Origin of the sequence: Rhizobium sp. BK112, assembly GCF_014193215.1 — a bacterium.
Lineage (GTDB): Bacteria > Pseudomonadota > Alphaproteobacteria > Rhizobiales > Rhizobiaceae > Rhizobium > Rhizobium anhuiense.
Window position 1 is genome coordinate 567,025 of record NZ_JACHYZ010000003.1, and the last position, 24,108, is coordinate 591,132.

The 24,108-nt window shown below is 62.7% G+C and carries 18 protein-coding genes; 14 read left to right on the forward strand and 4 right to left on the reverse strand.

Annotated features, from left to right (window positions below):
• Positions 1 to 96: 96 nt before the first annotated feature.
• The 5 genes from FHT75_RS12125 (at position 97) to FHT75_RS12145 (ending at position 7,169) form a co-directional block, all read left to right on the forward strand.
• On the forward strand, positions 97 to 1,305 hold the full coding sequence (locus tag FHT75_RS12125) for a glycosyltransferase family protein (RefSeq protein WP_028755863.1): 1,209 nt from the start codon (positions 97 to 99) through the stop codon (positions 1,303 to 1,305).
• A gap of 9 nt (positions 1,306 to 1,314) precedes the next feature.
• Complete coding sequence (locus FHT75_RS12130; RefSeq protein ID WP_047612654.1) at positions 1,315 to 2,562, forward strand: glycosyltransferase; 1,248 nt, start codon at positions 1,315 to 1,317, stop codon at positions 2,560 to 2,562.
• Positions 2,559 to 3,704, forward strand: coding sequence for a glycosyltransferase family protein (locus FHT75_RS12135; protein ID WP_047613441.1), 1,146 nt, complete (start codon positions 2,559 to 2,561; stop codon positions 3,702 to 3,704). Before FHT75_RS12130 ends, FHT75_RS12135 begins: the two co-directional genes overlap by 4 nt.
• A 182-nt stretch (positions 3,705 to 3,886) precedes the next feature.
• Positions 3,887 to 6,601, forward strand: a complete 2,715-nt coding sequence (locus tag FHT75_RS12140; protein ID WP_047612651.1) for an ABC transporter ATP-binding protein — start codon at positions 3,887 to 3,889, stop codon at positions 6,599 to 6,601.
• A 100-nt stretch (positions 6,602 to 6,701) separates the two neighbouring features.
• Positions 6,702 to 7,169 (forward strand): cyclic nucleotide-binding domain-containing protein, encoded by a 468-nt coding sequence (locus FHT75_RS12145; RefSeq protein ID WP_003563501.1) that lies wholly within the window; start codon positions 6,702 to 6,704, stop codon positions 7,167 to 7,169.
• Between the two features lie 106 nt (positions 7,170 to 7,275).
• Here the strand turns inward: FHT75_RS12145 and FHT75_RS12150 are convergent, their stop codons facing one another.
• Positions 7,276 to 8,607 (reverse strand): MFS transporter, encoded by a 1,332-nt coding sequence (locus FHT75_RS12150; RefSeq protein ID WP_047612644.1) that lies wholly within the window; start codon positions 8,605 to 8,607, stop codon positions 7,276 to 7,278.
• A gap of 379 nt (positions 8,608 to 8,986) precedes the next feature.
• Between FHT75_RS12150 and cyoA the strand changes: the two genes are divergently transcribed.
• Genes cyoA through FHT75_RS12175 form a run of 5 tightly spaced genes read left to right on the forward strand, consistent with a single transcriptional unit; the run spans position 8,987 to position 14,006 of the window.
• Entirely contained in the window at positions 8,987 to 10,156 is a 1,170-nt protein-coding gene (cyoA, locus tag FHT75_RS12155; protein WP_063475959.1) for a ubiquinol oxidase subunit II, read from the forward strand.
• 42 nt (positions 10,157 to 10,198) lie between these two features.
• Positions 10,199 to 12,202, forward strand: a complete 2,004-nt coding sequence (cyoB, locus tag FHT75_RS12160; protein WP_028758834.1) for a cytochrome o ubiquinol oxidase subunit I — start codon at positions 10,199 to 10,201, stop codon at positions 12,200 to 12,202.
• Between the two features lie 6 nt (positions 12,203 to 12,208).
• Positions 12,209 to 12,829: a cytochrome o ubiquinol oxidase subunit III gene (cyoC, locus tag FHT75_RS12165; RefSeq protein WP_028756183.1), complete on the forward strand. Its 621-nt coding sequence runs from the start codon at positions 12,209 to 12,211 to the stop codon at positions 12,827 to 12,829.
• Positions 12,826 to 13,227 carry a cytochrome o ubiquinol oxidase subunit IV gene (gene cyoD / locus FHT75_RS12170; RefSeq protein WP_028756182.1) on the forward strand — a complete coding sequence of 134 codons (402 nt, stop codon included), beginning with the start codon at positions 12,826 to 12,828 and terminating at the stop codon, positions 13,225 to 13,227. The genes cyoC and cyoD overlap by 4 nt, the downstream gene beginning before the upstream one ends.
• Positions 13,224 to 14,006 (forward strand): SURF1 family protein, encoded by a 783-nt coding sequence (locus tag FHT75_RS12175; protein ID WP_183844767.1) that lies wholly within the window; start codon positions 13,224 to 13,226, stop codon positions 14,004 to 14,006. Before cyoD ends, FHT75_RS12175 begins: the two co-directional genes overlap by 4 nt.
• Here FHT75_RS12175 and FHT75_RS12180 read toward each other — a convergent pair.
• From FHT75_RS12180 to FHT75_RS12190, 3 genes are all read right to left on the reverse strand, one after another.
• On the reverse strand, positions 13,987 to 15,915 hold the full coding sequence (locus tag FHT75_RS12180; protein ID WP_047612633.1) for a PAS domain-containing sensor histidine kinase: 1,929 nt from the start codon (positions 15,913 to 15,915) through the stop codon (positions 13,987 to 13,989). The genes FHT75_RS12175 and FHT75_RS12180 overlap by 20 nt on opposite strands.
• A gap of 69 nt (positions 15,916 to 15,984) precedes the next feature.
• A complete protein-coding gene (locus FHT75_RS12185) occupies positions 15,985 to 17,391 on the reverse strand; it encodes an FAD/NAD(P)-binding protein (RefSeq protein WP_183844766.1) in 1,407 nt (468 codons plus the stop codon).
• A 313-nt stretch (positions 17,392 to 17,704) separates the two neighbouring features.
• A complete protein-coding gene (locus FHT75_RS12190; protein ID WP_183844765.1) occupies positions 17,705 to 18,322 on the reverse strand; it encodes a flavodoxin family protein in 618 nt (205 codons plus the stop codon).
• Positions 18,323 to 18,446: 124 nt separating this feature from the next.
• On the opposite strand from FHT75_RS12190, the gene FHT75_RS12195 reads away from it, so the two are divergent.
• The 4 genes from FHT75_RS12195 (at position 18,447) to FHT75_RS12210 (ending at position 24,014) form a co-directional block, all read left to right on the forward strand.
• Positions 18,447 to 20,408 carry an ABC transporter ATP-binding protein gene (locus FHT75_RS12195; RefSeq protein ID WP_183844764.1) on the forward strand — a complete coding sequence of 654 codons (1,962 nt, stop codon included), beginning with the start codon at positions 18,447 to 18,449 and terminating at the stop codon, positions 20,406 to 20,408.
• A gap of 90 nt (positions 20,409 to 20,498) precedes the next feature.
• Positions 20,499 to 22,397 carry an ABC transporter ATP-binding protein gene (locus tag FHT75_RS12200; RefSeq protein WP_183844763.1) on the forward strand — a complete coding sequence of 633 codons (1,899 nt, stop codon included), beginning with the start codon at positions 20,499 to 20,501 and terminating at the stop codon, positions 22,395 to 22,397.
• 106 nt (positions 22,398 to 22,503) lie between these two features.
• The gene (locus FHT75_RS12205; RefSeq protein WP_047612619.1) at positions 22,504 to 22,821 is read left to right on the forward strand and encodes a hypothetical protein; all 318 of its coding nucleotides are present in this window, start codon (positions 22,504 to 22,506) and stop codon (positions 22,819 to 22,821) included.
• A 152-nt stretch (positions 22,822 to 22,973) separates the two neighbouring features.
• Positions 22,974 to 24,014 carry a LacI family DNA-binding transcriptional regulator gene (locus FHT75_RS12210; protein ID WP_097595619.1) on the forward strand — a complete coding sequence of 347 codons (1,041 nt, stop codon included), beginning with the start codon at positions 22,974 to 22,976 and terminating at the stop codon, positions 24,012 to 24,014.
• Positions 24,015 to 24,108: the final 94 nt, after the last annotated feature.

Sequence of the window (24,108 nt, forward strand, 5' to 3'; positions counted from 1 at the left end):
CAGAAAGCTCGGCGGCGCCTCACGGCGCCGCCCCCGCCTTGCGGCCTCCGGACGGTGGGGGTGCTAAGTATGTTGCTCACCCCAGAAGGGATGCCCATGTCCAGACGTCTCGAAGATGCGCGCATCCTCATGTACAGCCACGACACATTCGGTCTCGGCCATCTGCGCCGCTGTCGCGCCATTGCCCATGCTCTGGTCGAGGATTATCGCGGCCTCAACATTCTGATCATTTCGGGTGCCACGATCGCCGGCGCCTTCGACTACCGCGCCCGCGTCGACTTCGTGAAGATCCCGAGCGTCATCAAGCTGCGCAACGGCGAATATACGTCGCTCGCCAGCCATATCGACCTGCACGAGACGCTGAAGATGCGCGAATCGAGCATCCGCCACACCGCCGAGACTTTCCAGCCCGATATCTTCATCGTCGACAAGGAGCCGATGGGGCTGAAGGGCGAGGTCGAGGATACGCTCGCCTATCTCAAGGCCCGCGGCACCGTCCTGGTGCTCGGCCTGCGCGAGATCATGGATGCGCCGCATCTGCTCGAGGCCGAGTGGAAGAAGAACAGCATCATGCAGAAGATCGACCAATATTACGACAGCGTCTGGGTCTATGGCCCGCCTGACTTTTACGATCCGCTGATCGGCCTCGACGTGCCGGCGAGCCTGCGCCGGAAGATGGATTTCGTCGGCTTCCTGCAGCGCAGCGTCTCCAAGGGCAAGACCTCGATCAATGCCCGCAAGGATAATTACCTCCTCGTCACCACAGGCGGCGGCGGCGACGGCTCCGATCTCGTCCACGACGTCATGAACGCCTACGAGGCCGATCCGACGCTGACGCAGAAGGCGCTCGTCGTGCTCGGGCCCTATATGCCGGCGGCCGAGCGCGCCAAGCTGGTGCAGAAGGGGGAAGCCATCCCCTATATCGAGGTGATCGAGTTCGACAATCACATGGAAGAGCTGATCGACGGCGCCACCGGTGTCGTCGCCATGGGCGGGTACAACACCTATTGCGAGATCCTCTCCTTCGACAAGCCAGCGCTCATCGTGCCGCGCGTCAAGCCGCGCGAGGAACAGCTCCTGCGCGCCAAGCGCGCCAGTGAACTCGGCCTCGTCGACATGCTGCTGCCGGACCAGTCGGTCGACCCGATCATCATGGCCGAGGCGCTGAAGCGCCTGCCCTCCCGCCAGCCGCCTTCGAAGAGCGGCGGCAATATGCGTCTCGAAGGGCTGGACCACATCTCGCAGACCGTCGCCCGCTGGATCGACGGCCGCGGCAGCCATCTTTCCCTCGTCGGCGCGGAATAGGGCACAGCCTTGCCACCACGCCGCAAGATCCTCGTCGTACTGAAAGGCTATCCCCGCCTTTCGGAAACCTTCATCGCCCAGGAGTTGCTCGGCCTCGAAAAGGCCGGCTTCGACCTCACGCTGATTTCCATGCGCCGGCCGACCGACAGGAAGCGTCATCCCGTGCATGACGAGATCAGGGCGCGCGTCGTCTATCTGCCGGAATATCTGCACGAGGAGCCGATCCGCGTGCTGAAGGGCCTGATCGCCGGCTTCTCCAAACCCGGCTTCAAGGCGCTGATCAAACGCTTCCTCGCCGATCTCAAGCGCGACATCTCCCGCAACCGCTTCCGCCGTCTCGGCCAGGCGCTGGTGCTGGGACGCGAATGGCCGGATGGCGGCGAATGGCTGCATGCGCATTTCATCCACACGCCGGCCTCGGTGACGGAATATGCGAGCATCCTGACGGGTACGCCCTGGACCTGTTCGGCGCACGCCAAGGACATCTGGACGTCGCCGGACTGGGAACTGCACGAAAAACTCGGCAGCGCCCGCTGGGCGGTCACCTGCACCAGGACGGGCTACGAACACATGCGGGAATTGACCGACCGAAAGGATGCGGTGCATCTGAGTTATCACGGTCTCGATCTTGCCCGCTTCGGCCATTTTGCCGGCGAACGGTCGGACCGCACCGGCAGCGATCCCGACGATCCGGCCTTCATCCTCAGCGTCGGCCGCGCCGTCGAGAAGAAGGGTTATGACGTACTGCTGCAGGCCCTGGCCCTGCTGCCCGCTGACCTGCACTGGCGCATGGACCATATCGGCGGCGGCGAGGAGCTCGCAAAACTGAAAGTCCTGGCCACCGAACTCGGCATCTCCGGTCGCATCGTCTGGAAAGGCGCCTTGGCGCAGGAAGAGGTGCTCGACCATTACCGCCGCGCCGACCTCTTCGCGCTGGCCTGCCGCATCGCCGCCAACGGCGACCGCGACGGCCTGCCGAACGTGCTTGTGGAAGCCTCGAGCCAGCGGCTCGTCTGCCTCTCGACCGACGTATCCGGCGTGCCGGAGCTTTTGAAGGACGGTGAAAACGGCCTCGTCGTGCCGCCCGAGGATCCGGCGAAGCTCGCCGAAGCGCTGGAAGCGGCGATCCGCGACCCGGCGCTGCGCAAGCGGCTCGGCGATGCGGCCGAACGCCAGGTGCGTCAGCATTTCGACTATCACTGCAGCATCAGACAGCTCACCGGCCTGTTCGAGGCCGAATGGCAGAAGGCCTCATGACGGCACCACGCATCTTCTTCTACGTCCAGCACCTGCTCGGCATCGGCCACATCGCCCGCGCCAGCCGTATCGCCAATGCGCTGGTCAAGGACGGCTTCGACGTGACCGTCGTGACCGGCGGCCTGCCGGTGCCGGGTTTTCCCGCCGAGGGCATCAAGACCGTCGCCTTGCCGGCGGTCGTCGCCAGCAATGCTGGCTTCTCCGGCCTCGCCGATGCCGATGGCCGGCCGGCCGGCGAGGAGTTCCTCAATGCCCGCCGCGAGCGGCTGCTCGAGGCCTTTCATGCCGCAAGGCCCGATGTCGTGATCATCGAAGCCTTCCCCTTCGGCCGGCGGCAGATGCGCTTCGAACTGCTGCCGCTGCTTGCCGCGATCGAAAAGGCCGAACCCCGGCCGAAACTTGTAAGCTCGGTGCGCGACATCCTGCAGGAAAACCGCAAGGCCGGCCGCGACGCCGAGACCGTCGCACTGGTCAAAGAGCATTTCGATGCCGTGCTCGTCCATGGCGATCCCGGCTTCGTCAGGCTTGAGGACACCTTCCCGCTGACACCCGAGATCGCCGACAGGCTGCGTTACACCGGCCTCGTCGCACCTCCGCCGGCGCCGGAACCGATCGAGACCTTCGACATCATCGCATCGGCGGGCGGCGGCGCGGTCGGCGCCGAACTGATCGGCGCGGCAAAACAGGCGGCAGCGATGCTGCCCGATGATCTTCGCTGGCTGCTGATATCAGGCCCGAACCTGCCGGAGGCCGATTTCGCCGCGCTGTCGCGGGACGCGCCCGCGAATGTGACGCTGGTGCGCTTCCGCAGGGATTTTCCCTCGCTGCTGCGCGGCGCGAAGGTGTCGATCTCGCAAGCGGGCTACAACACGGTCGGCGATCTCCTGCGCACCCAATGCCGGGCGATCCTCATCCCCTTCGTCGCCGACGGCGAGACCGAACAGACGGTGCGCGCCGAACGGCTGCAGGCGCTTGATCTTGCCGATATCCTGCCGGAAAAGGGACTGACGTCGGGCCATCTGAAGGAGGCTGTCGAAAAGGCGCTTGCAGCGCCGCGACGGCGGTCGGTATTGCTCGATCTCGCCGGGGCGGAGAAGACGGCCGGCATCATTCGCTCACTGATTGCCGAATCGCTCGCCTAATCCAAAATTCCTGTGATATAAGCAAAGTTCCGGCGAGAATCGGCGTTTCTGCAGCCGGTCGCTTCGCCTTGTTTTCATTGCGATATCGGCGGTCCGGCTGCATGGTCCTGTTCTCAAGCTTCCTCCCTGTCCCGGCGCCCGGATCGCGCCCCCGGAATGTCCCAGCAAGCTGACGGTTAGCCATGGAAAAAAGCCTCGCCCGCTACATCTGGAAGAACACGCGGCTGCAGCAGCTGTGGATTCTGGCTGTCGTCGCCGCCTCGATGGTGCCCTACTTCCTGTCCTTCGACCTGCCGAAGCAGATCGTCAACGGACCGATCCAGGGTGACGGTTTCGAAGGTCCCGGGGCAAAGCAGACCTTCATGCACATTGCCTACGACATTCCGCTGATCGGCCATGTCGAATTCTTTCAAGGGTTGCAGCTCAACCGCTTCCAGATGCTGATGGCCCTCAGCCTGGTGTTTCTGGCGCTGGTCGTGCTGAACGGCCTCTTCAAGTTCTACATCAACACCTATAAGGGCCGGCTCGGCGAGCGCATGCTGCGCCGTATCCGCTTCGAGCTGATCGACCGGGTGCTGCGTTTTCCGCCCATTCACTTCAAGCGAGTCAAATCGGCCGAAATCGCTACGATGATCAAGGATGAAGTGGAGCCGATGGGCGGCTTCACCGGCGATGCCTTCGTCTCGCCTGCCCTTCTCGGCGGCCAGGCGATCACGGCGCTCGCCTTCATCATCGTCCAGAATTTCTGGCTCGGCATGATCGCCGCCGGCATCGTCGGCGTGCAGGCCGTCGTCATTCCCCGCATGCGCAAGCGTCTGCTGGAGCTCGGCCGCCAGCGGCAGCTGACGGCACGCGAGCTTTCCGGCCGCGTCGGCGAAATCGTCGAGGGCATCGGCACGATCCACGGCAACGACACATCAAACCTCGAACGCGCCGACATCGCCTCGCGGCTCGGCCGGATCTTCTCGATCCGCTACGACCTTTACCAGTGGAAGTTCCTGGTGAAGTTCATCAACAACTTCCTCGCCCAGGTGACGCCCTTCCTGTTCTACGCGATCGGTGGCTACCTGGCGCTGCAGGGCCGGCTCGACATCGGCCAGCTCGTCGCCGTCATATCGGCCTACAAGGACCTGCCCGGCCCGCTGAAAGAACTGATCGACTGGGACCAGATGCGCCAGGACGTGCAGGTGAAATACCAGCAGGTCTATGAGCAGTTCAATGTCGAGCCGCTGATCGACAGCCGCATCCAGGAACTCGCGACCACCCCGGTCGGGGCACTGACGAGCGCGCTCGTCGTCACCAATCTGTCGCTCTCCGACGACAGCGGCGCCCGCCTCGTCGATCACGTCTCCGTCGAGATCAAACCGAACGAAACGGTGGCGATCGTCGGCCCGAACGGCAGTGGCGCGGAAGCCTTCGCCGAGGCGCTCGGACGCATGGTCTGGCCGGATTCCGGCCGCATCACCATCGACGGCCGCGATTTGCTGGACCTGCCGGAATCGATCACCGGCCGGCGGATCTCCTATGCCTCGGCCGACACCTTCTTCTTCCACGGCACGCTCGCCAGCAATCTGCTCTACGGCCTCAAGCACGCGCCGATGACCGATCCCGTCTATGACGAGAGGGAAGCGCTGGAGTATAAATGGCATTCCGCCGAGGCGGTGAAGGCCGGCAATCCGACGCTCGACCTCAACAGCGACTGGGTGGACTACAAGGCAGCCGGGGCCAGCGGGCCCGAGGACCTGCTGAAAGCGATCCGCCCGGTGCTAGACGCCGTCCTGATCTCGCAGGACATCCTCGATCTAGCGCTGCGTTCGACCGTCAACACCGACGTGCATGTCGCCGTCAGCGACCACGTCGTGGCGCTACGCGCCTCGCTGCGGGACCGGCTGCGCGACGAAGGGCTCGACACGATCGTCGTGCCTTTCGATTTCGACGCCTATAACGCTCAGGCGACGGTTGGCGAGAACCTGCTCTTCGGCACGATGAAGCGGCCTTTGATGACCAATCGCCGGCTTGCCGCCCATCCTTACTTCCAACAGTTGTTCCGCGAGACCGGCCTCAGCACCGATCTCTACGCCATGGGCCTCGAAATCGCCGAGAACGCAGTGGAACTCTTCCACGACCTGCCGCCGGACCACCCCTTCTTCCAGCAACTGACCTTCATGACGGCGGACGACATTCCGACCTATCAGGCGCTGCTGCAGAAGCTGCAAAGCCGCCGCTTCGAGGACGCAACGCCTGAGGAACGGTCGGCCATCATCCGGCTGAGCTTTGCCTATATCGAGCCGCGCCACCGCTTCGGCCTGTTGACGGACGAGCTGATGGACAAGATCGTCAGCGCCCGCAAGCAGTTCCACGAGCATATACCGGCCGATCTCGCCGAGTTGATCGAGCGCTACGACGCCGAACGTTTCACCCCGTCGGCAAGCCTGATGGACAATGTGCTCTTCGGCCGCATCGCCTATCAGCAGGCCGATGCCTCCGACCGCATCCGCGGCATCATGGGCGAACTCTTCGACGCGCTCGACCTTTACGACGACGTGCTGTCGATCGGCCTCGAATTCGACGTCGGCTCCGGCGGCAAGCGGCTGACCATGGTGCAGCGGCAGAAGCTGAACCTTGCCCGCGCGCTCCTGAAGCGCTCGGACTATTTCATCTTCAACCGGCCGCTCTCGGCGCTCGACCAGCGCGTTCAGGATCGGATCACCCGTAACATCATCGAGGATCTGCACGAGGAAGGCCAACGGCCGGCGATCATCTGGGTGCTCTCCAATGCCCGGCTGGCGGAGATGTTCGACCGGATCCTGCTCTTCGACCGCGGCGGATTGGCCGAAGCCGGAAACTATCCCGAACTTTCCGAGAAAAACGGGATGTTCAAGGAACTGTTATCGTAATATTCTATAGGGGCGGCGATAATGGGCGTTCCCGGCGGGACGCCTCGGAGTTTGAAGACGCCTGGTCCCGCGGACCCTGCGTTAGGGGGTAAAAACGCTCATGCTGTTGAGAGACGAAGTCGAAATGCTGCGACGGGTGCCGATCTTTTCCAGGATCGCACCAGCAAAGCTCAAGCTTTTGGCCTTCACCTCCGATCGCATGACCTACAAAGCCGGGCAAAACCTCTTCCATCAGGGCGATGTCGGCGACGCCGCTTATGTCATTCTTTCGGGTACCGCCGACATCATCGTCTCCTCACCGGCCGGCGAGATCAAGGTCGCCGACGTCGAGCTCAATTCCATCGTCGGCGAAATCGCCATCCTCTGCGACGTCTCGCGCACGGCAACGGTGCGCGCCACCTCGCCACTCGAGGTGTTGCGCATCAGCAAGGAGCACTTCCTGAAACTGCTCAGCGATTTCCCCGAGATGGCGGTTGAGATCATGCGGGTGCTGGCCGACCGCCTGAACCACACCACGGCGGAACTGACCGCGGCGCGGGCGGCAAAGCAGCCGCAGATGGCGCAGTAAGACGCATTCAGCGTTTCGATTGCAATGCATTTAATAATTGGAATTGCGCAGTCCGAAAAAGAAAGCCTGCATGGTTTCCCATGCAAGCCCATGCATTTAAGTCCGCCTATTCGCGCTGTTCCAGCGCCCTGCTGAAGGCGAGTGCCGCCAGCGTGCAGATGGCGCCGGACAGCAGGTAGTAGCCGACGAAGGTCAGGCCGAAGCGGCTGGAGAGGCTGAGCGCCACCAGCGGCGCAAAACCGGCGCCGACCAGCCAGGCGAGATCCGAGGTGAAGGCGGCACCCGTGTAGCGGTAGCCGCGGCCGAAGCGCGACGAGATCGAGCCCGTCGCCTGGCCGAAGGACAGGCCGAGCACGCCGAAGCCGATGATGACGAAAGCGTCGTGGCCGCTGTTGCCGGATGCGATCAAAATCGGCCCGACGAAGCTGAAGATGGCGATGATGACGGCGCAGATGGCAAGCTGGGCGCGTCGCCCGATGCGGTCGGCGATCAGGCCCGACGCGATGATGGTGACGATGCCGACCATGGCGCCGACCACCTGCACCACCATGAAGGCACCGATCGGCTGGTTGCCGTAAAGGCTCATCCAGCCGAGCGGGAAGATGGTGACGAGGTGGAACATGGCGAAGCTTGCGAGCGGCACGAAGGCGCCGATCAGGATGTCGCGGCCATGAACGCGCAGCACGTCGAGGATGGGTGCTGCTTCCAGCTCATGCTGCTCGAGCAGCGTGCCGAATTCCTTCGTCATCACGAGGCGCAACCGCGCAAACAGCGCCACGACGTTGATCGCGAAGGCGACGAAGAAGGGATAACGCCAGCCCCAGGAGAGAAAATCCTCACTGGAAAGATTGGCGACGAAATAACCGAACAGGGTGCTTGCCAGCGCAAAGCCGATCGGTGCGCCGAGCTGCGGGATCATCGCATACCAGCCGCGATGCTTGGCCGGCGCGTTGAGCGCGAGCAGCGAGGCAAGGCCGTCCCAGGCGCCGCCGAGCGCGAAGCCCTGGCCGAGACGGAAGAGCGCCAGCAGCGCGATCGACCAGACGCCGATCTCCTGGTAACCCGGCAGGAAGGCGATCGAGGCGGTGGAGCCGCCGAGCAGGAAAAGCGCGATCGTCAGCTTGGTGCCGCGGCCGTATAGCCGGTCGATCGTCATGAAGACGACGGAGCCGACGGGGCGGGCCAGGAAGGCGAGCGAGAAGATGGCGAAGGAATAGAGCGTTCCCGTCAGCCTGTCCGGCGCGAAGGGGAAGATCAGCTGTGGAAAAACCAGCACCGAGGCGAGGCCGTAGACGAAGAAATCGAAGAATTCCGACATGCGGCCGATCACCACGCCGACGGCGATGCTGCCCGGCGAAACCGGTTTGTCGTCGTGAATGCGCCGCGCGTCGCGTTCCAGCGACGACGATGACGGTCCGTAATGCGATGTTGTAGCCATGAAAACGCCTCCCTCGTTGAAGCGCTTTCGCCAAGGCGCCTCAGCCTGATCTTGATCAAACCTGCAGGCTTATCAAGTCCGTAACACGTAAATAGTTCGTCATGGCTGCTCAAAATGAGGCTTGGATGGGAAAAATAGCGTGATCGGGACCGCGATTTTCCCATTGGAACGCTGGCATGGCCGGCTGTAGCGGATATATTGGTCGAAACATGCGCTCGCGAAAAATCCTTCTTGATTTCATCAGGATTTCAAAGCTGTAGTGCGACCTGATTTGTACCGCAGTGCGGCAAGATTGCTGCACTGCGACCTTCCGCCTCATGTCGCGATCGGGTTCAGTGCTTTAGTCGCGGATCAAATGAAACAACAAGAGCTTAGAGACGTGCCAAAACTCATGAAGTTTTCCCGCCTTCTATCCGTCTTGCCGCTGCTTTTCTTGGCAGGATGCAACATGGTGGTCATGGCGCCTTCCGGCGACATCGCCATGCAACAGCGCGATCTCATTGTCATCTCGACGGTGCTGATGCTGTTGATCATCATCCCGGTGATCTTCCTGACGCTGTTCTTCGCCTGGCGCTACCGCCGCGCCAATACGGCCGCAACTTACGCGCCGGAATGGCACCATTCGACCCGCCTCGAAATCGTGATCTGGGCAGCACCGCTGGCGATCATCATCGCGCTTGGCGCCGTGACCTGGATTTCCACCCATAAGCTCGATCCCTACCGCCCGCTCGACCGCCTCGATGCCGAGCGCCCCATTCCCGCCGATACCAAGCCGCTGACCGTCGAGGTCGTGGCGCTCGACTGGAAGTGGCTGTTCTTCTATCCCGAACTCGGTATTGCCACGGTCAACGAGCTCGCGGCTCCTGTGGACATGCCGATCAATTTCAAGATCACCGCCTCCTCGGTGATGAACTCCTTCTACATCCCTGCCCTTGCCGGCCAGATCTACGCCATGCCGGGCATGGAGACGAAGCTGCACGCCGTCATCAACAGGGAAGGCGAGTATGACGGCTTCTCTGCCAACTACAGCGGCGCAGGCTTCTCCCACATGCGCTTCAAGTTCCATGGCCTGACCAAAGAGGGATTTGACGCCTGGGTGGCGCAGGTCAAGCAGCAGGGCACGATGCTCAATCGCGACGCCTATCTGAAGCTCGAAAAGCCGAGCGAGAAGGAACCGGTGCATTATTATGCCGGCGCCGATGCCGACCTTTACAACGCCATCCTCAACATGTGCGCCGCGCCGGGCAAGATGTGCATGAACGAGATGATGCACATCGACATGATGGGCGGCGGCGGCAAGGAAAGTGCGGAGAACCGCGAGAAGCTGCGCTATGACGATCGTCATGCCGACGAAGGCATCGTGGCGCCGGCGGCAACCGGGGCTCCGGCCCGAAGCGAGCCCGAGCGTCCCGACGGCAGCAGCATGCAGCACGACATGCCCGGCATGCCTAGTACGCCCGGGATGGACATGCAGCATCAGGGTCATTCCATGCCCGGCATGAGCAATGGCGCCGATCCGGCGCCGGCGCAGCTCAACAACAACAATTAACCTGGCGCTTTGCGTCGCAAGACATAATGAACGGGTTGTTCCATGTTTTCCAATCCTGACCTCCTGAAGTTCGTCTTCGGCCGGTTGACCCTCGATGCCATCCCCTATCACGAGCCGATCCTGGTCGTGACCTTCATCGGCGTCGTCATCGGCGCCATCGCGGTGCTCGGCCTTATCACCTATTTCAAGTTCTGGGGTCCGCTCTGGCGCGACTGGATCTGCAGCGTCGATCACAAGAAGATCGGCATCATGTATGTGATCCTGGCCGTCATCATGCTGCTGCGCGGCTTCTCCGACGCGATCCTGATGCGCATCCAGCAGGCGATCGCCTTCAACGGTTCGGAGGGTTATCTTCCGCCGCACCATTACGACCAGGTCTTCACCGCCCACGGCGTCATCATGATCTTCTTCGTGGCGATGCCCTTCGTCACCGGTTTGATGAACTTCGTGGTGCCGCTGCAGATCGGCGCGCGCGACGTCTCCTTCCCCTTCCTCAACAATTTCTCTTTCTGGATGACCACCGCCGGCGCGATCATCATCATGCTGTCGCTGTTCATCGGCGAGTTCGCGCAGACCGGCTGGCTCGCCTACCCGCCGCTGTCGGGGGCGGCCTACAGTCCGGGCGTCGGCGTCGACTATTATATCTGGGGCCTGCAGGTGGCCGGCGTCGGAACGACGCTGTCGGGCATCAACCTGATCGCCACCATCGTCAAGATGCGCGCTCCGGGCATGACCTTCATGAAGATGCCGGTCTTCACCTGGACGGCGCTTTGCACCAACGTGCTGATCGTCGCCTCCTTCCCGATCCTGACGGCGACGCTCGCGCTGCTGTCGCTCGACCGCTACGCCGGCACGAACTTCTTTACCAACGACCTCGGCGGCAATCCGATGATGTATATCAACCTCATCTGGATCTGGGGTCATCCGGAGGTCTACATCCTGGTGCTGCCGGCCTTCGGCATCTTCTCGGAAGTCGTCGCCACCTTCTCCGGCAAGCGCCTGTTCGGTTACGCCTCCATGGTCTACGCCACCTGTGTGATCATGATCCTGTCCTACATCGTCTGGCTGCACCACTTCTTCACGATGGGCTCGGGCGCCAGCGTCAACTCCTTCTTCGGCATCACCACGATGATCATTTCGATCCCGACGGGGGCGAAGATGTTCAACTGGCTCTTCACCATGTATCGCGGCCGCATCCGCTATGAGGTGCCGATGCTGTGGACGGTCGGCTTCATGGTCACTTTCGTCATCGGCGGTATGACCGGCGTCATGCTTGCCGTGCCGCCGGCCGATTTCGTGCTGCACAATTCACTGTTCCTGATCGCCCATTTCCACAATGTCATCATCGGCGGCGTTCTCTTCGGCATGTTCGCCGGCGTGAACTACTGGTTCCCGAAGGCCTTCGGTTTCAAGCTCGATCCCTTCTGGGGCAAGCTGAGCTTCTGGTTCTGGCAGATCGGTTTCTGGTTCGCCTTCATGCCGCTCTACGTGCTCGGCCTGATGGGCGTCACCCGCCGGGTCAGCCAGTTCGAGGACCCGTCGCTGCAGATCTGGTTCATCATCGCCGCCTTCGGCGTCGGCCTGGTCGCACTCGGCATCGCCGCCTTCCTGATCCAGATCGTCGTCAGCTTCATGAAGCGCGAGGAATTGCGCGACGACAGCGGCGACCCGTGGGACGGCCGCACGCTGGAATGGTCGACCTCCTCGCCGCCGCCGGATTACAACTTCGCCTTCACGCCCGTCGTGCACGATCATGACGGCTGGTACGACATGAAGAACCGCGGTTATGCGCGTCCGCTGCAAGGCTTCCGGCCGATCCACATGCCAAAGAACACCGGCACCGGCGCAATCCTGTCGGGCATCAGCGTCGCGCTTGCCTTCGGCCTGATCTGGTACATGTGGTGGCTGGTGGTCGTCTCCGCCGTCGCCATGCTGGCTGTGGCGATCGGCCATACCTTCAACTACAGACGCGACTTCTACATCCCCGCCGAAGAGGTAACCGAAACGGAAGGCAAGCGCACCGCGCTGCTTGCCGAGCAGGTGTAAGAGACCATGAGCGATCACACCATCGACACGGCCGAAAAGCCTGAATTCTACCTGACGGAAGATCATCATCCGGAGAACAGCACCAATCTCGGTTTCTGGCTCTACCTGATGAGCGACTGCCTGATCTTCGCGGTGCTGTTTGCAACACACGGCGTGCTTGGCCGCAACTATGCCGCCGGCCCGTCGCCGGCCGATCTGTTCGATCTGCCGATCGTTGCCCTCAACACCTCGATGCTGCTGTTCTCCTCGATCACCTATGGCTTCGCCATGTTGCAGATGGAGCGAAACGCCAAGGCGGAAACGCTGTTCTGGCTTGGTGTGACCGGCCTGTTCGGCGCAGCCTTCATCGGGCTCGAACTCTACGAGTTCATCCACCTGATCCATGAGGGAGCCGGGCCGACGCGCAGCGCCTTCCTCTCCTCCTTCTTCACGCTGGTCGGCACGCACGGGCTGCACGTCACCTTCGGCATCATCTGGCTGATCACGCTGATGGTGCAGGTGTCGATGCACGGGTTGATCGAGGCCAACCGCCGCCGCCTGATGTGCCTTTCGATGTTCTGGCACTTCCTCGACGTCGTCTGGATCGGCGTCTTTTCCTTCGTCTACCTGCTGGGAGTTCTCGGATGAGTTCGCAAGCACCTGCACATGAGGATGCCCACGAGGCTCATCACGGCCACAGCCACGGCCATCAGGCCGGCCACGGCACGTTCCGCAGCTATATGGCGGGCTTCGTGCTCTCCGTCATCCTCACCGCCATTCCCTTCTGGCTTGTGATGGCAGGCGTGTTCGAAAGCCCGGCGGTGACGGCGGTGCTGGTGATGGGCCTCGGCGCGATCCAGATCGTCGTCCATATGGTCTTCTTCCTGCACATGAACACCAGGAGCGAGGGCGGCTGGACGATCATGGCGCTGATCTTCACCCTCATCATCGTCGCCATCGCGCTCTCCGGCTCGCTCTGGGTCATGCATCATCTCAACACCAACATGATGCCGATGAGCCCCGAAATGATGAAGAACATGCCGTGACTGCTACGAAGGGGCGGCGGCAGCGTCACCCGCAGGCTCCCTCGGAAAAACGGCGTTATCAGGTAAAACGCGCGGTCTTCGCCGTCTGCCTGATCCTGCTTGCCGCAGCACTCGCGACACTCGGCACCTGGCAGGTTGAGCGCCTCGCCTGGAAACGCGACCTCATCGCCCGCGTCGACCAGCGTGTGCATGCCGCGCCCGTGCCTGCCCCGACGCGCGCCGACTGGAGCAAGGTCAATGCCGCCGATGACGAATATCGGCGGGTGACCGCGGTGGGGATGCTGGCGAACGACAAGGAGACGCTGGTCTATGCCTCCACGATACTCGGTCCAGGTTATTGGGTTATGGCGCCGCTCACACTTGCCGACGGCACATCGATCCTCGTCAATCGCGGTTTCGTGCCGACCGACAGGCGCGACCCGGCCTCGCGCCGCGAGGGCGAACTGTCCGGCCCGGTCGAGATCACCGGGCTGATGCGCATGACCGAGCCGAAGGGATCGCTGCTGCAATCCAACGACGTCGCAGCCGACCGGTGGTATTCACGCGATGTCGCGGCGATCGCTGAAAAGCGCGGCATCAGTGCAGTCGCTCCCTATTTCATCGACGCCGATGCCACGGCCAATCCGGGCGGCCTGCCGGTCGGCGGCCTCACGATCATCGCTTTTCCCAACAACCATCTCCTCTACGCGATCACCTGGTACGGGCTGGCGGCGATGGTGTTGGCATTGCTGGTGTTCATTCTTCGCGGCGAGAAAGCCGCTATGAAGCGATCCGGCTGATCGCCTCGGCGAGTTGCGCTTGCGAAAACGGCTTGCCGAGGCGCGGCAGGTCAACGATGCCTGCCCCTTCGGGGATCTCGGCGTAACCGGTTGCGAGGATGATCGGCATATCGGGCCATTCCTTGCGGATCGCCTGTGCGAGCTGTGCGCCAGTCATGCGCGGCATGGCATGGTCTGAAATTACCAGGTCGACTTTCTGCTTGCGCAGGATCTCCAGCGCCTCGGAACCCGCCATCGCCTCGAACACCGTATGGCCAAGATCCTCCAGCATCAGCGTCGTGTTCATCAGCACCAGACCATCGTCATCGACGGCAACGATGCGCAGCCGGCGCGGCGCATTGTCCTCGCGTAGCGGCAGGCCGGCAGCGGCCTCGGTCACCCGCTCGACAGTGACGACCGGGAACCATATTTCGGCCGTCGTGCCTTCGCCGAGGCTGCTCTTCAGCATGAGGCGGCCGCCGGACTGGGACGCAAGGCCCTGCACCATGGAAAGGCCGAGGCCGGTGCCCTTGCCGACACCCTTGGTGGTGAAGAACGGAGTAATTGCCTGCTCCATCGTCTTTGCATCCATGCCCTCGCCTTCATCGATCACCGCGATGCGGACATAGCGGCCGGGCGGCAGCGGACCCTTGCCCGCCGGCACCGATTCCTCGGACGCGCGAAGCACGATCCGGCCCCCGGACGGCATGGCATCGCGGGCGTTGACAACGAGGTTCAGGATCGCCATCTCGAGCTGGTTCGGATCGGTCAGGATCGTCGGCAGCCTGACCGGGAAAGAGGTTTCGATCACGGTCAGTGGTCCGAGCGAACGGCTCAGCATATCCATCATGCCGCGGACCAGGCCGGAAACGTCGATCGGCTCCATCAGCAGTTCCTGCCGGCGGGAAAAGGCCAGCATACGCTGCGTCAAGGCAGCACCCCGCTGAGCACCCTGCATGGCATTGTCGACCAACGACGTCAGGGAGAGATCCTGCGGCATGCGCTTCTTGAGGATTTCGAGACTGCCGAGTACAGCCATCAGCAGATTGTTGAAGTCATGGGCGATACCGCCGGTCAATTGACCGATGGCTTCCATCTTCTGTGATTGGAAGAGTTCTTCGCGCGCCTGCTCCAGTGCCCGCTGAGTCTCCATCTTCTCGGTGATATCGCGGGTGATCTTGGCGAAACCGAGCACGCCGCCTTCGTCGTCGCGGATGACGTCGATGACGACGCTCGCCCAAAAACGGGTGCCGTCCTTGCGCATGCGCCAGCCTTCCCGCTCGAACCGGCCCTCGGCGCGCGCAATGGCGAGAGCGGCCTCCGGCACGCCGGTGGCGCGATCCTCGGGGGTGTAGAAGGTCGAGAAATGCCGGCCGATGATTTCATCAGGCCGATAGCCCTTGATACGCTCAGCGCCGAAATTCCAGCTGCTGACGTTGCCGTTGGGATCGAGCATGTAGATCGCATAGTCCGAGACGCCCTGGATCAGCCGGCGAAACTGTTCCTCGCTCTGGCGGATTGTCTGTTCCGCTGCTCTGCGTTCGGTCAGATCACGAGTGATCTTGGCAAAGCCGATGAGCTCGCCTGAGGGACGGCGGATCGGATCGATGATCACATGCGCCCAGAAGCGGCTGCCATCCTTGCGCTGGCGCCAGCCTTCCCCCTCGAACCGGCCGTGTTCCGCCGCCGTGGCGAGAGCCCTCGCCGGAACTCCCGCTGCGCGGTCCTCTTCCAGATAGAAACGGGAGAAATGCTCGCCGAGAATTTCGGAAGGCTTGTAACCCTTGAAGCGCTGAGCGCCGGTATTCCAGCTGGTGATGATGCCTTCAGGGCTCAGCATATAGATGGCGTAGTCGGTGATGGCATCGACCAGAAGGCGAAAGCGTCCCTCCTCGTTGAGAGACGTATCATGTCGATTCAGCGCTTCCATCGGCCCCTCTTAACCACCAGCGCATTATAACGCAGCGGCGGGCGGATGGTTCCGAAACAGCCTCGAATTTCAGACGGCCTTGACCTGCGGGTAGAACCGCTCACCGACGCGCTCGGCAGCCGCATAGGCCTGCGAGACGATCTCCGGCACGAGATCGATATCGGGCAGGCTGCCAAGGCCGAGCGGGCCGACGGCAAAGAGCCCGGCGACCGTCGAACCGTCCTCGAGGAAGGGCTCGCCACGCGCATTGACCGCCAGCCCCAGCGACAGCTCGTCCGGCATGGCGAGGCCGGCCGAAAGCAGGCTTTGCATCAGCGGCGCGGAAAGATCCGGCGCGTGACAGCGGCAGTCAATGATGCGCTCGGCATGGATGACTTCCTCGGCAGCGGAACCGGCCGGCGTGAAGAACAGGCCGCTCAGGCCCCGCCGACCAGCGCGGCCGCGGCGCAGCACCGTGCGACCCTCGGCGAGCTCGCGTTTCAGCCGCAGGTGCATGGCCTCCGGCAGGCGGTTGCGATGGCTGTCGTAGATCGCCCTGAGGTGCCGGTTGAACTGATGCTTGTCCCGCGCCGGCAGCGAGCGCCAAAGCGAGCGGGCGTGTTTCCTGAGGCCGTTCATCACCGATTGCCAGCTCCGGCCCTCCTCCTCCGCCTCGCGACAGGCCTGGCGGATGAAACGCACGATGTCAGGCAGGCTCTGCGGCAGCGCTTCGGCCGGGAAGACCGGATCGGCGGAATTCGGCGTATGGCTCTGGGGCAGAAAGCCGTGCCGGGAAATGATCGTCACCTGGCCGGCATAACCGGAATCGCGCAGTTGCAGCAGCTGGTCGACGACGCGGATGCCGCTGCCGAGCAGCACGGCATGCGGCCGCGCCACCAGGCGCTGGGCTCTGACCGGCGAAGCCTCCTGCTCGCCGGCATCCGGCGCAGTCAGGCCGTAGCCGGTGGCAAGCATCACGGTATCGAACAGCGGATTGGCGGGATTGGCGCTTTCGAGCAGGAAGCGGTTGCCGTGGCTCCTTCGGATCGCCACGACCGGATCGTTGCAGACCTGGACGGTGATGTCCCTGCGGGCGGCCAGCGCCTCCGAAAAGCGCTGGTAGACATAATCGCTGAAAATTTCCTTCGGCACGAAGATCTGCCGGAATCCGGGGATGGCCGCCGGCACGGCGGCGCGGAAGGCGGCGTTGCTGCAGAGCCAGTCGTTGAAATCGTCATTATCGCCGAGCGAAACCGAAAGATCGCGCACGCGGGTGTTGAGGATCGTCGAGGAGCGGGCTGAAGCCAGCGCCTGCCCGCCGCTGACCGACGAATTCGGATCAAACAGCTGCAGATGGAAGGGCGCGCGCACCGTCTTCATCAGCGCGATCGCCGTCATCATGCCCGAAAAGCCGCGCCCGACGATGGCGATGCGCGGCACGGCCGAGATCTGCGCCGCCGCATTGGCTCTCGCCGAAAAAAGTCCCTGAACCGTCATCGCAACTCCCTTGCGGCTTCATCCGCACTATGGGTCGATCGAGGTTTCAACGCATAAAACAGCGGATCATGCGTTGATGAGGTTCATGCGGCCATTCGCAACATCTGCCGCCCGCATCGGGGGTCCGAACCAGCGGCCCCGCAAGGAAACTAGGGGAGCAATCACGCTCGTCCATAGTCTATTAAACTAGTAGTGTATGAAAGCGCTAAATGGCGCATGTGGCAAGAGCTTTATTGCCACATCGTTTCAATCCATTGAAATATAAAGATAATTTACAGATATTTCGGATAAAGTCCGGCCGGGCCGCCCCTCTTCAGCTGCCCTCGCCCGGATATTGTTTGGCCTTCAGCAGGTTTGCCAGATGCACCGTGTTGCGCGCCAACATCTCGACTGATGTCGTCACGACCTTCGGCACCTTGTCTAGATCGGCGAAATTGGTGGAACCCATCGCCTCGCCGACCCAATAGGCGACCGCATTCGCGGGGATGGTGAAACCGACGTCGTTCAGCGTCTGGAAGAGCTCGGCCGACACGTGATGGGCGCCGTCCTCGTTGCCGACGACGGCGACGGCCGCGACCCGGCCATAGGAGACCATACGGCCCTGATCGTCCGCCTCATCGAGGAAGGCGTCCATGCGCTCCAGCGCCCGCTTGCAGACACTGGATGGCTGGCCGAGCCAGATCGGCGTCGCCATCAGCAGGATGTCGGCGGAGAGCAGCTTTGCGCGAATATCAGGCCAATCATCGCCGGCGCCTTCGTCCGAGGTGACGCCCGGCTTGATGTTGAAATCGGCAAGGCGCAGCACCTCGGTCACGACACCGTGCGCGGACATTGCCTTGTCTATCAGGCCGATCATCCGGTCGGTCGAGGACGCCTCCTTGGCGTCGCTGGTCTTCAGCGTGGCATTGAGGGCGAGAGCTTTGAGCGGCATGGGTCTCTCCGGTAAAGGCTGGCTGTCGGGCATTCGCCTGCTGCAACCCGTTCGCGCGCAGATTGTTCCCGCCGGGGTGGCGAGGCGACCTCACGTAAAAATAACCAACTGGTGAATTCTTTACTTGAACCCCCAAATGGAATCGGCAAAAGTGAAGATGCTATCAATCCCTTCATGGATTTGCCGTCTTTTCGGGCCAGCGTCCGACCACACATCTATTGGAAAAAATACCGTGAGCAGCGATGCGTTAACACGCGCGACGAAGCCTTCGGCTTCGATGGCGCTTGCAACTGCGGCAGGCTGGGGCCGAGGCCTCTACACATTGGTGCGCATCACCATGATGGCCTTCCGCCACCCCTGGCAATCCGGCTTTGCGATCGGCGCCACGCTTGTCGCCTCTACCTTCCAGCTGATGATCCCGCGCCTTCTCGGCCAGGCCGTCGACCACACGCAGCTGGCGATGAGCGGCGGAGCGGCGGGCCAGGTGGCGCAGGACGCGCTTCTGACCACGGCGCTGCTGCTGCTCGGGGCCAGCGTGCTGCGCGGCCTCTTCACCATGGTCCAGAACTATTACAGCGAATCGGTCGGCCATCACATCGGCTACGAGTTGCGGCTGGCCTGCTACGAAAAGATCCAGCGGCTCTCCTTCAGCTTTCATGACACCGTGCATTCCGGCGACCTGATCACCGTCGGCCTGCTCGACCTCGAAGGCGTGCGCATGTATTTTTCCACCGCGCTCGTCCGGATGATCCTGCTGTCGATCCTGATCGGAATCGGCGCCTATATGCTCCTGTCGACCGATATCGTCCTTGGCCTGCTGGCGCTCTCCTTCGTGCCCTTCGTCGGCTGGCGCTCCTCGGTGACGCAGCTCAGGCTGCGCGCCACCTGGCTCGACCTGCAGGAGCGGCTTTCGGTGCTGACCCGCATCATGGAGGAGAATCTTGGCGGCATCCGCGTCGTGCGCGCCTTTGCCGCGCAGGACCACGAAATGTCGAAATTCGAGGCGGCGTCGAAGAATGCGCTGGCGCTCGCGCATCAGCGCGTCGGCATCCGCGTCACCAATACCAGCGCCATGACCTTCTCCTTCTTCGCGGCGATGGGCCTGGTGCTCTGGGTCGGCGGCGGCAAGGTGATGTCGGGCGAGATCACCGTCGGCACGCTGGCCTCGTTCCTGACCTTCATGACCATCCTGCAGATGCCGGTGCGCCAGCTCGGCCTGATGGTCAACGCCTTTGCCCGCGCCTCCACCTGCGGCACGCGCCTCTTTGCCCTGCTCGACCTCGACATTTCAATCAAGGATGCGCCGGATGCGAAGGAATTGAAGCTCACCGATGGCGTGCTGCGCTTCGAGAATGTCAGCTTCGCCTATCCGGGTTCGGAAAAGCGCACTGTGCTCCACGATGTCTCCTTCGAAGCCAGGCGCGGCCAGACGATCGGCATCGTCGGACCTCCGGGCAGCGGCAAGTCGACGATCGCCCATCTCATCCCGCGCTTCTACGACGTCACCGGCGGCAAGATCACCATCGACGGCCAGGACATCCGCAAGGCGACGCTGCAATCGCTGCGCCGGGCGGTGGCCGTCGTGCAGCAGGATTCCTTCCTGTTCACCACGACGATCGAAAACAATATCGCCTATGGCGACCCGTGGGCGAAGGAAGGCCGCATCGAGCGCGCCAGCGAAAGCGCCCAGCTCCACAATTACGTGCTCGGCCTGCCCACCGGTTACGGCACTGTCGTCGGCGAGCGTGGCGTTTCGCTGTCCGGCGGCCAGCGGCAACGTCTTTCGATCGCCCGCGCGCTGATGCTGAAGCCGGCGGTGATGGTGTTCGACGATTCGACGGCGGCAATCGATGCGGCCACGGAGCAGCGCATCCGCGGCGCCATGCGCCGCTATGCCGCTGACCGCGTAACGATCATCGTTGCCCATCGCCTGAGCTCGCTGATGCATGCCGACCAGATCCTGTTCGTCGAAGACGGCCGGATCGTCGAGCGCGGCACGCATGCGGCGCTGCTTTCGCTCGGCGGGCGCTACAAGGCGCTCTACGACCTTCAGGTGCGGCCGGGCGACGAGGCGCTGAGCGCCTAGCAACGGATATGTTCCCCTCTGCTGCCAAGTGGAGAGGAATGTGTAGTGACTATGCAGGCCACCGGAAGTGATGGCCGCGGGAGGAATGTCATGGCCGAGGAACTGGAAACCGAGCGTCCCGACGTTCGCGAGGATGGACGCCGCCCGCCGCGGGCGGTGGTCGGTTCGCATCGCGTCGAGGAGGAGATGTTCGGCAGGGCCTTCGACGGCAACATCATCAAGCGCATCTGGGTTTTCGTTCACCCCTATCGCCGTCAGGTCCTCTGGTCCGTCGTCGCCGTTCTGACCTTCACGATGATGCAGCTCATCATCCCGCTGATCATCCGCTATGCCATCGACCATGGCATGTCGCCGGGCGGCAACCATTCGGCGCTGATCTGGTCGATCGTCGCCTTCACGATGGCCATCCTCATCAACTATGCGGCGAGCTACGCACAGGAGACGCTGGTCGGCGGCGTGGCGGAAGAGGTGCTCTTCGATATCCGCAAGGCAATGTTTTCGCATCTCCAGCGCGTCTCGCTCTCCTTCATGGACAAGACCGAAGTGGGCCGGCTGATGTCGCGCCTGCAGGGCGACGTCAACTCCATGCAGGAATTCCTCGAAACCTCGGTGCTTTCCGTCGGCGACATCGTGCTGCTCTTCGGCATCGTATTCGTGATGCTCTATCTCGATTTCAAGCTGGGACTGCTGACGCTCTCGGTGCTGCCGGTGCTGTTCATCGTCCGGCTGTTCTGGCTGCCGCTCGCCCGCAAATCTTTCATGGCCGCGCACGAGACCAATTCGGTTGCTGCCGGCGCACTCGCCGAAGCGATCCACGGCGTGCGCGCCGTCCAAAGCATGGACAGGCAGGGCGTCAACTTCACGCTCTATGACGACAAGGCGCATGCCAACCTCAAGACGCATCTGACAGCGGCGCGTTATGCGCAGGTGATGGTGCCGATCGTCGACAGCCTGACCGGCGTGGCAATGGCGCTCGTCATCGTCGTCGGCGGCGCCCGCGTGCTCAACCAGGCGCTCGATGTCGGCGTGCTCATCGCCTTCCTGTTCTATATCCAGCGCTTCTTCGACCCGATCCGTTCGCTGACCCTGCAATATTCGGTGATGCAGCGCGCCATGGCGTCAGGCCAGCGGCTGACCGAAGTGCTCGACGTGCCTGTCGACATCAAGGATGCGCCTGGTGCCACGGCGCTGTCGCGCGACATGGACGGCTCGGTCGAATTCAAGGACGTCGTCTTCGGCTACAATCCGAAACATCCGGTGCTCAAGCATGTCAGTTTCAAGGTCAATCCCGGCGAGACGGTGGCGCTGGTCGGGCCGACCGGGTCCGGCAAATCGAGCTGCATGTCGCTGATCCATCGCTTTTACGATGTGCAGCAGGGCCAGGTGCTGGTCGGCGGCCATGATGTGCGTGATCTGACCCAGGATTCGCTCGGGGCGCAGATCGCCATGGTGCTGCAGGAGCCCTTCCTCTTCACCGGCACTGTTTTCGAAAACATCAGCTACCACAAGCTGGGGGCGACGCGTGGAGAGGTGATCGAGGCGGCGAAGGCCGTCGGCGCGCACGACTTCATCATGCGACTGGCCGATGGTTACGACAGCGTTCTCGGTGAGCGCGGCGGCAATCTTTCGCTCGGTCAGCGCCAGCTTTTGAGCTTTGCCCGCGCCCTGGTGGCGGACGCGAAGATCCTCGTGCTCGACGAAGCAACGGCCAATATCGACAGTTATACCGAGATGCTGATCCAGAAGGCGCTGGTGAAGCTGCTCGAAAACCGCACCGGCCTGGTCATCGCCCACCGACTGGCGACGATCCGCGAGGCGGACCGCATCATCGTGCTGCAGAACGGCGAAATCATCGAAAACGGCGACCACCGCCTGCTGATGAAGAACGGCAAGCTCTATTCCAAGCTCTATAATCTCAACTACGCCTCCTTCGACGACATTCCCGAAGACGTGCTGGAAGAGACGACGGCGGCGCAATCGGCGACCTGACTCGGGCAGCATGCATTAATGCCTGTTGCAAAGTTTGAACGAACAAACGCCGTGCTGCCCCATTTATCTCCTATCGGGGGACCCAGTTGCCACTGAGGAGAACGTTATGAAGAGAGTTATAAGCAGCCTGTTGATCGCCACGGCCCTTGTTGGATCGGCCATTCAGCCTGCTGCCGCGCGTGATCGCCATCATCACAACGACACCGGTCGTGTCATCGCCGGCGGCGTTGCCGCAGGTGTCGTCGGCGGCCTGATCGGCGGCGCGATCGCCAATAGCGGCCCCCGTTACGTCGATGGCGGTCCCCGCTATGTCGATGGCCCTCGCTATGTCGAACCCGCGCCGAGATGCTGGTATGAGGACCGTGACGTCCGCAACCGCTATGACGGCGGCTATCATACCGAAACCGTGCAGGTCTGCGAGTAGCGGAGCTGAGCGCCTTTTAAGGCGTTGATCTCATTATTTTCGCCCATCCGCCGAGGTTGCGTCCTGCAGCCTCGGCATTTTCATCAAAAATTCTGGCTGCCCATGCGCTTCCTGTCATTCGGCTGTAAGAGACGAGCAGTAGCTGAAAGCCGATGAATGATGGTCCGGGGACCGGCGGCAAGGCGCCGAAGAAAGAACGCATGCGCTTCGTCAGCGCCGAGCAGGTCGCGCAATTGGCAGGCGTTTCGCGCTCGGCCGTGTCGCGCACGTTCACGCCGGGCGCCAGCGTGGCGCCGGCAACGCGGGAAAAGGTGCTGCGGGCAGCGCAAGAACTCGGCTATCACGTCAACGACCTGGCGCGCGGCGTGCTTGCCAACCGGAGCCGTCTTGTCGGCATCGTCGCCACGCGGCCGGAGCTGGGCTTTCGCGCGCATCTCGCCGCAGCACTGGCCAAAAGCCTGATCAAACGCGGCAGCATCCCTATCCTCATCAACACTGGCCAGACGGAAGACGAGCTGCTCGCCGCCCAGAAGATGCTGATCGGCCACCGCGCCGAAGCGATCATCATCCTCTCCGGCTCGCCGCCGGCGAGTTTTTTCGAACTCGCACAGCGAAACGGCCAGCCGCTCGTCGTGATCGGCCGCTCGGAACCCGGCGCCGACCATGTGCGCGCCGGCAATTCCGAAGCCTCCCGCAAGGCGGCGACGGCCTTTTACGAAAGCGGCAGACGGCGGCTGGCGGTCATCGGCTCGAACACGGGAACGCCTGCCATCATCGAGCGCGAAAACGCCTTCCTTTTGGCGGCCGGGTCGCTCGGTGCATCCGTCGTCGTCGGGCGCGGCGGCGATTCCGATTATGATGGCGGCGTCACTGCCGGGCGCGCGCTCTTTTCGGAAAAAATCAAGCCCGACGCCGTCTTCTGCGTCAACGACCAGCTCGCCTTCGGGCTGATGGATGTCGTGCGCCTGGAAGCGCGGCTGCGCATCCCCGAGGATGTCGCCGTCATCGGCTTCGACGACGTGCCGGAATCCGCCTGGCTGAGCTATCAGCTCACCACCTTCCGCCAGGATCCGCTGACCATGGCATTGCGCGCCGTCGAGTTGATGGAGCGGCGGCTTGAAAACCCCGATGCGCCTCCAGGGTACGAGCGCGTCATTCCGGAACTCATCATCCGCCAGAGCTTCGAACCCTAACCTCCCCAACCGCTTTTCGCGGACGCCATCCTGTGGCAAGAAGACACGTAGATCAAAGTGTTACAGCGTCGTTTGTGCGTCCTATATGACGCTC

Coding starts and splice junctions, on each gene's coding strand:
- FHT75_RS12145 (WP_003563501.1), top strand. CDS start 6,702: ATGCTGTTGAGAGACGAAGTCGAAATGCTGCGACGGGTGCCGATCTTT.
- FHT75_RS12135 (WP_047613441.1), top strand. CDS start 2,559: ATGACGGCACCACGCATCTTCTTCTACGTCCAGCACCTGCTCGGCATC.
- cyoB (WP_028758834.1), top strand. CDS start 10,199: ATGTTTTCCAATCCTGACCTCCTGAAGTTCGTCTTCGGCCGGTTGACC.
- FHT75_RS12185 (WP_183844766.1), bottom strand. CDS start 17,391: ATGACGGTTCAGGGACTTTTTTCGGCGAGAGCCAATGCGGCGGCGCAG.
- FHT75_RS12125 (WP_028755863.1), top strand. CDS start 97: ATGTCCAGACGTCTCGAAGATGCGCGCATCCTCATGTACAGCCACGAC.
- cyoC (WP_028756183.1), top strand. CDS start 12,209: ATGAGCGATCACACCATCGACACGGCCGAAAAGCCTGAATTCTACCTG.
- FHT75_RS12210 (WP_097595619.1), top strand. CDS start 22,974: ATGAATGATGGTCCGGGGACCGGCGGCAAGGCGCCGAAGAAAGAACGC.
- FHT75_RS12200 (WP_183844763.1), top strand. CDS start 20,499: ATGGCCGAGGAACTGGAAACCGAGCGTCCCGACGTTCGCGAGGATGGA.
- cyoD (WP_028756182.1), top strand. CDS start 12,826: ATGAGTTCGCAAGCACCTGCACATGAGGATGCCCACGAGGCTCATCAC.
- FHT75_RS12150 (WP_047612644.1), bottom strand. CDS start 8,607: ATGGCTACAACATCGCATTACGGACCGTCATCGTCGTCGCTGGAACGC.
- FHT75_RS12140 (WP_047612651.1), top strand. CDS start 3,887: ATGGAAAAAAGCCTCGCCCGCTACATCTGGAAGAACACGCGGCTGCAG.
- FHT75_RS12180 (WP_047612633.1), bottom strand. CDS start 15,915: ATGGAAGCGCTGAATCGACATGATACGTCTCTCAACGAGGAGGGACGC.
- FHT75_RS12205 (WP_047612619.1), top strand. CDS start 22,504: ATGAAGAGAGTTATAAGCAGCCTGTTGATCGCCACGGCCCTTGTTGGA.
- FHT75_RS12190 (WP_183844765.1), bottom strand. CDS start 18,322: ATGCCGCTCAAAGCTCTCGCCCTCAATGCCACGCTGAAGACCAGCGAC.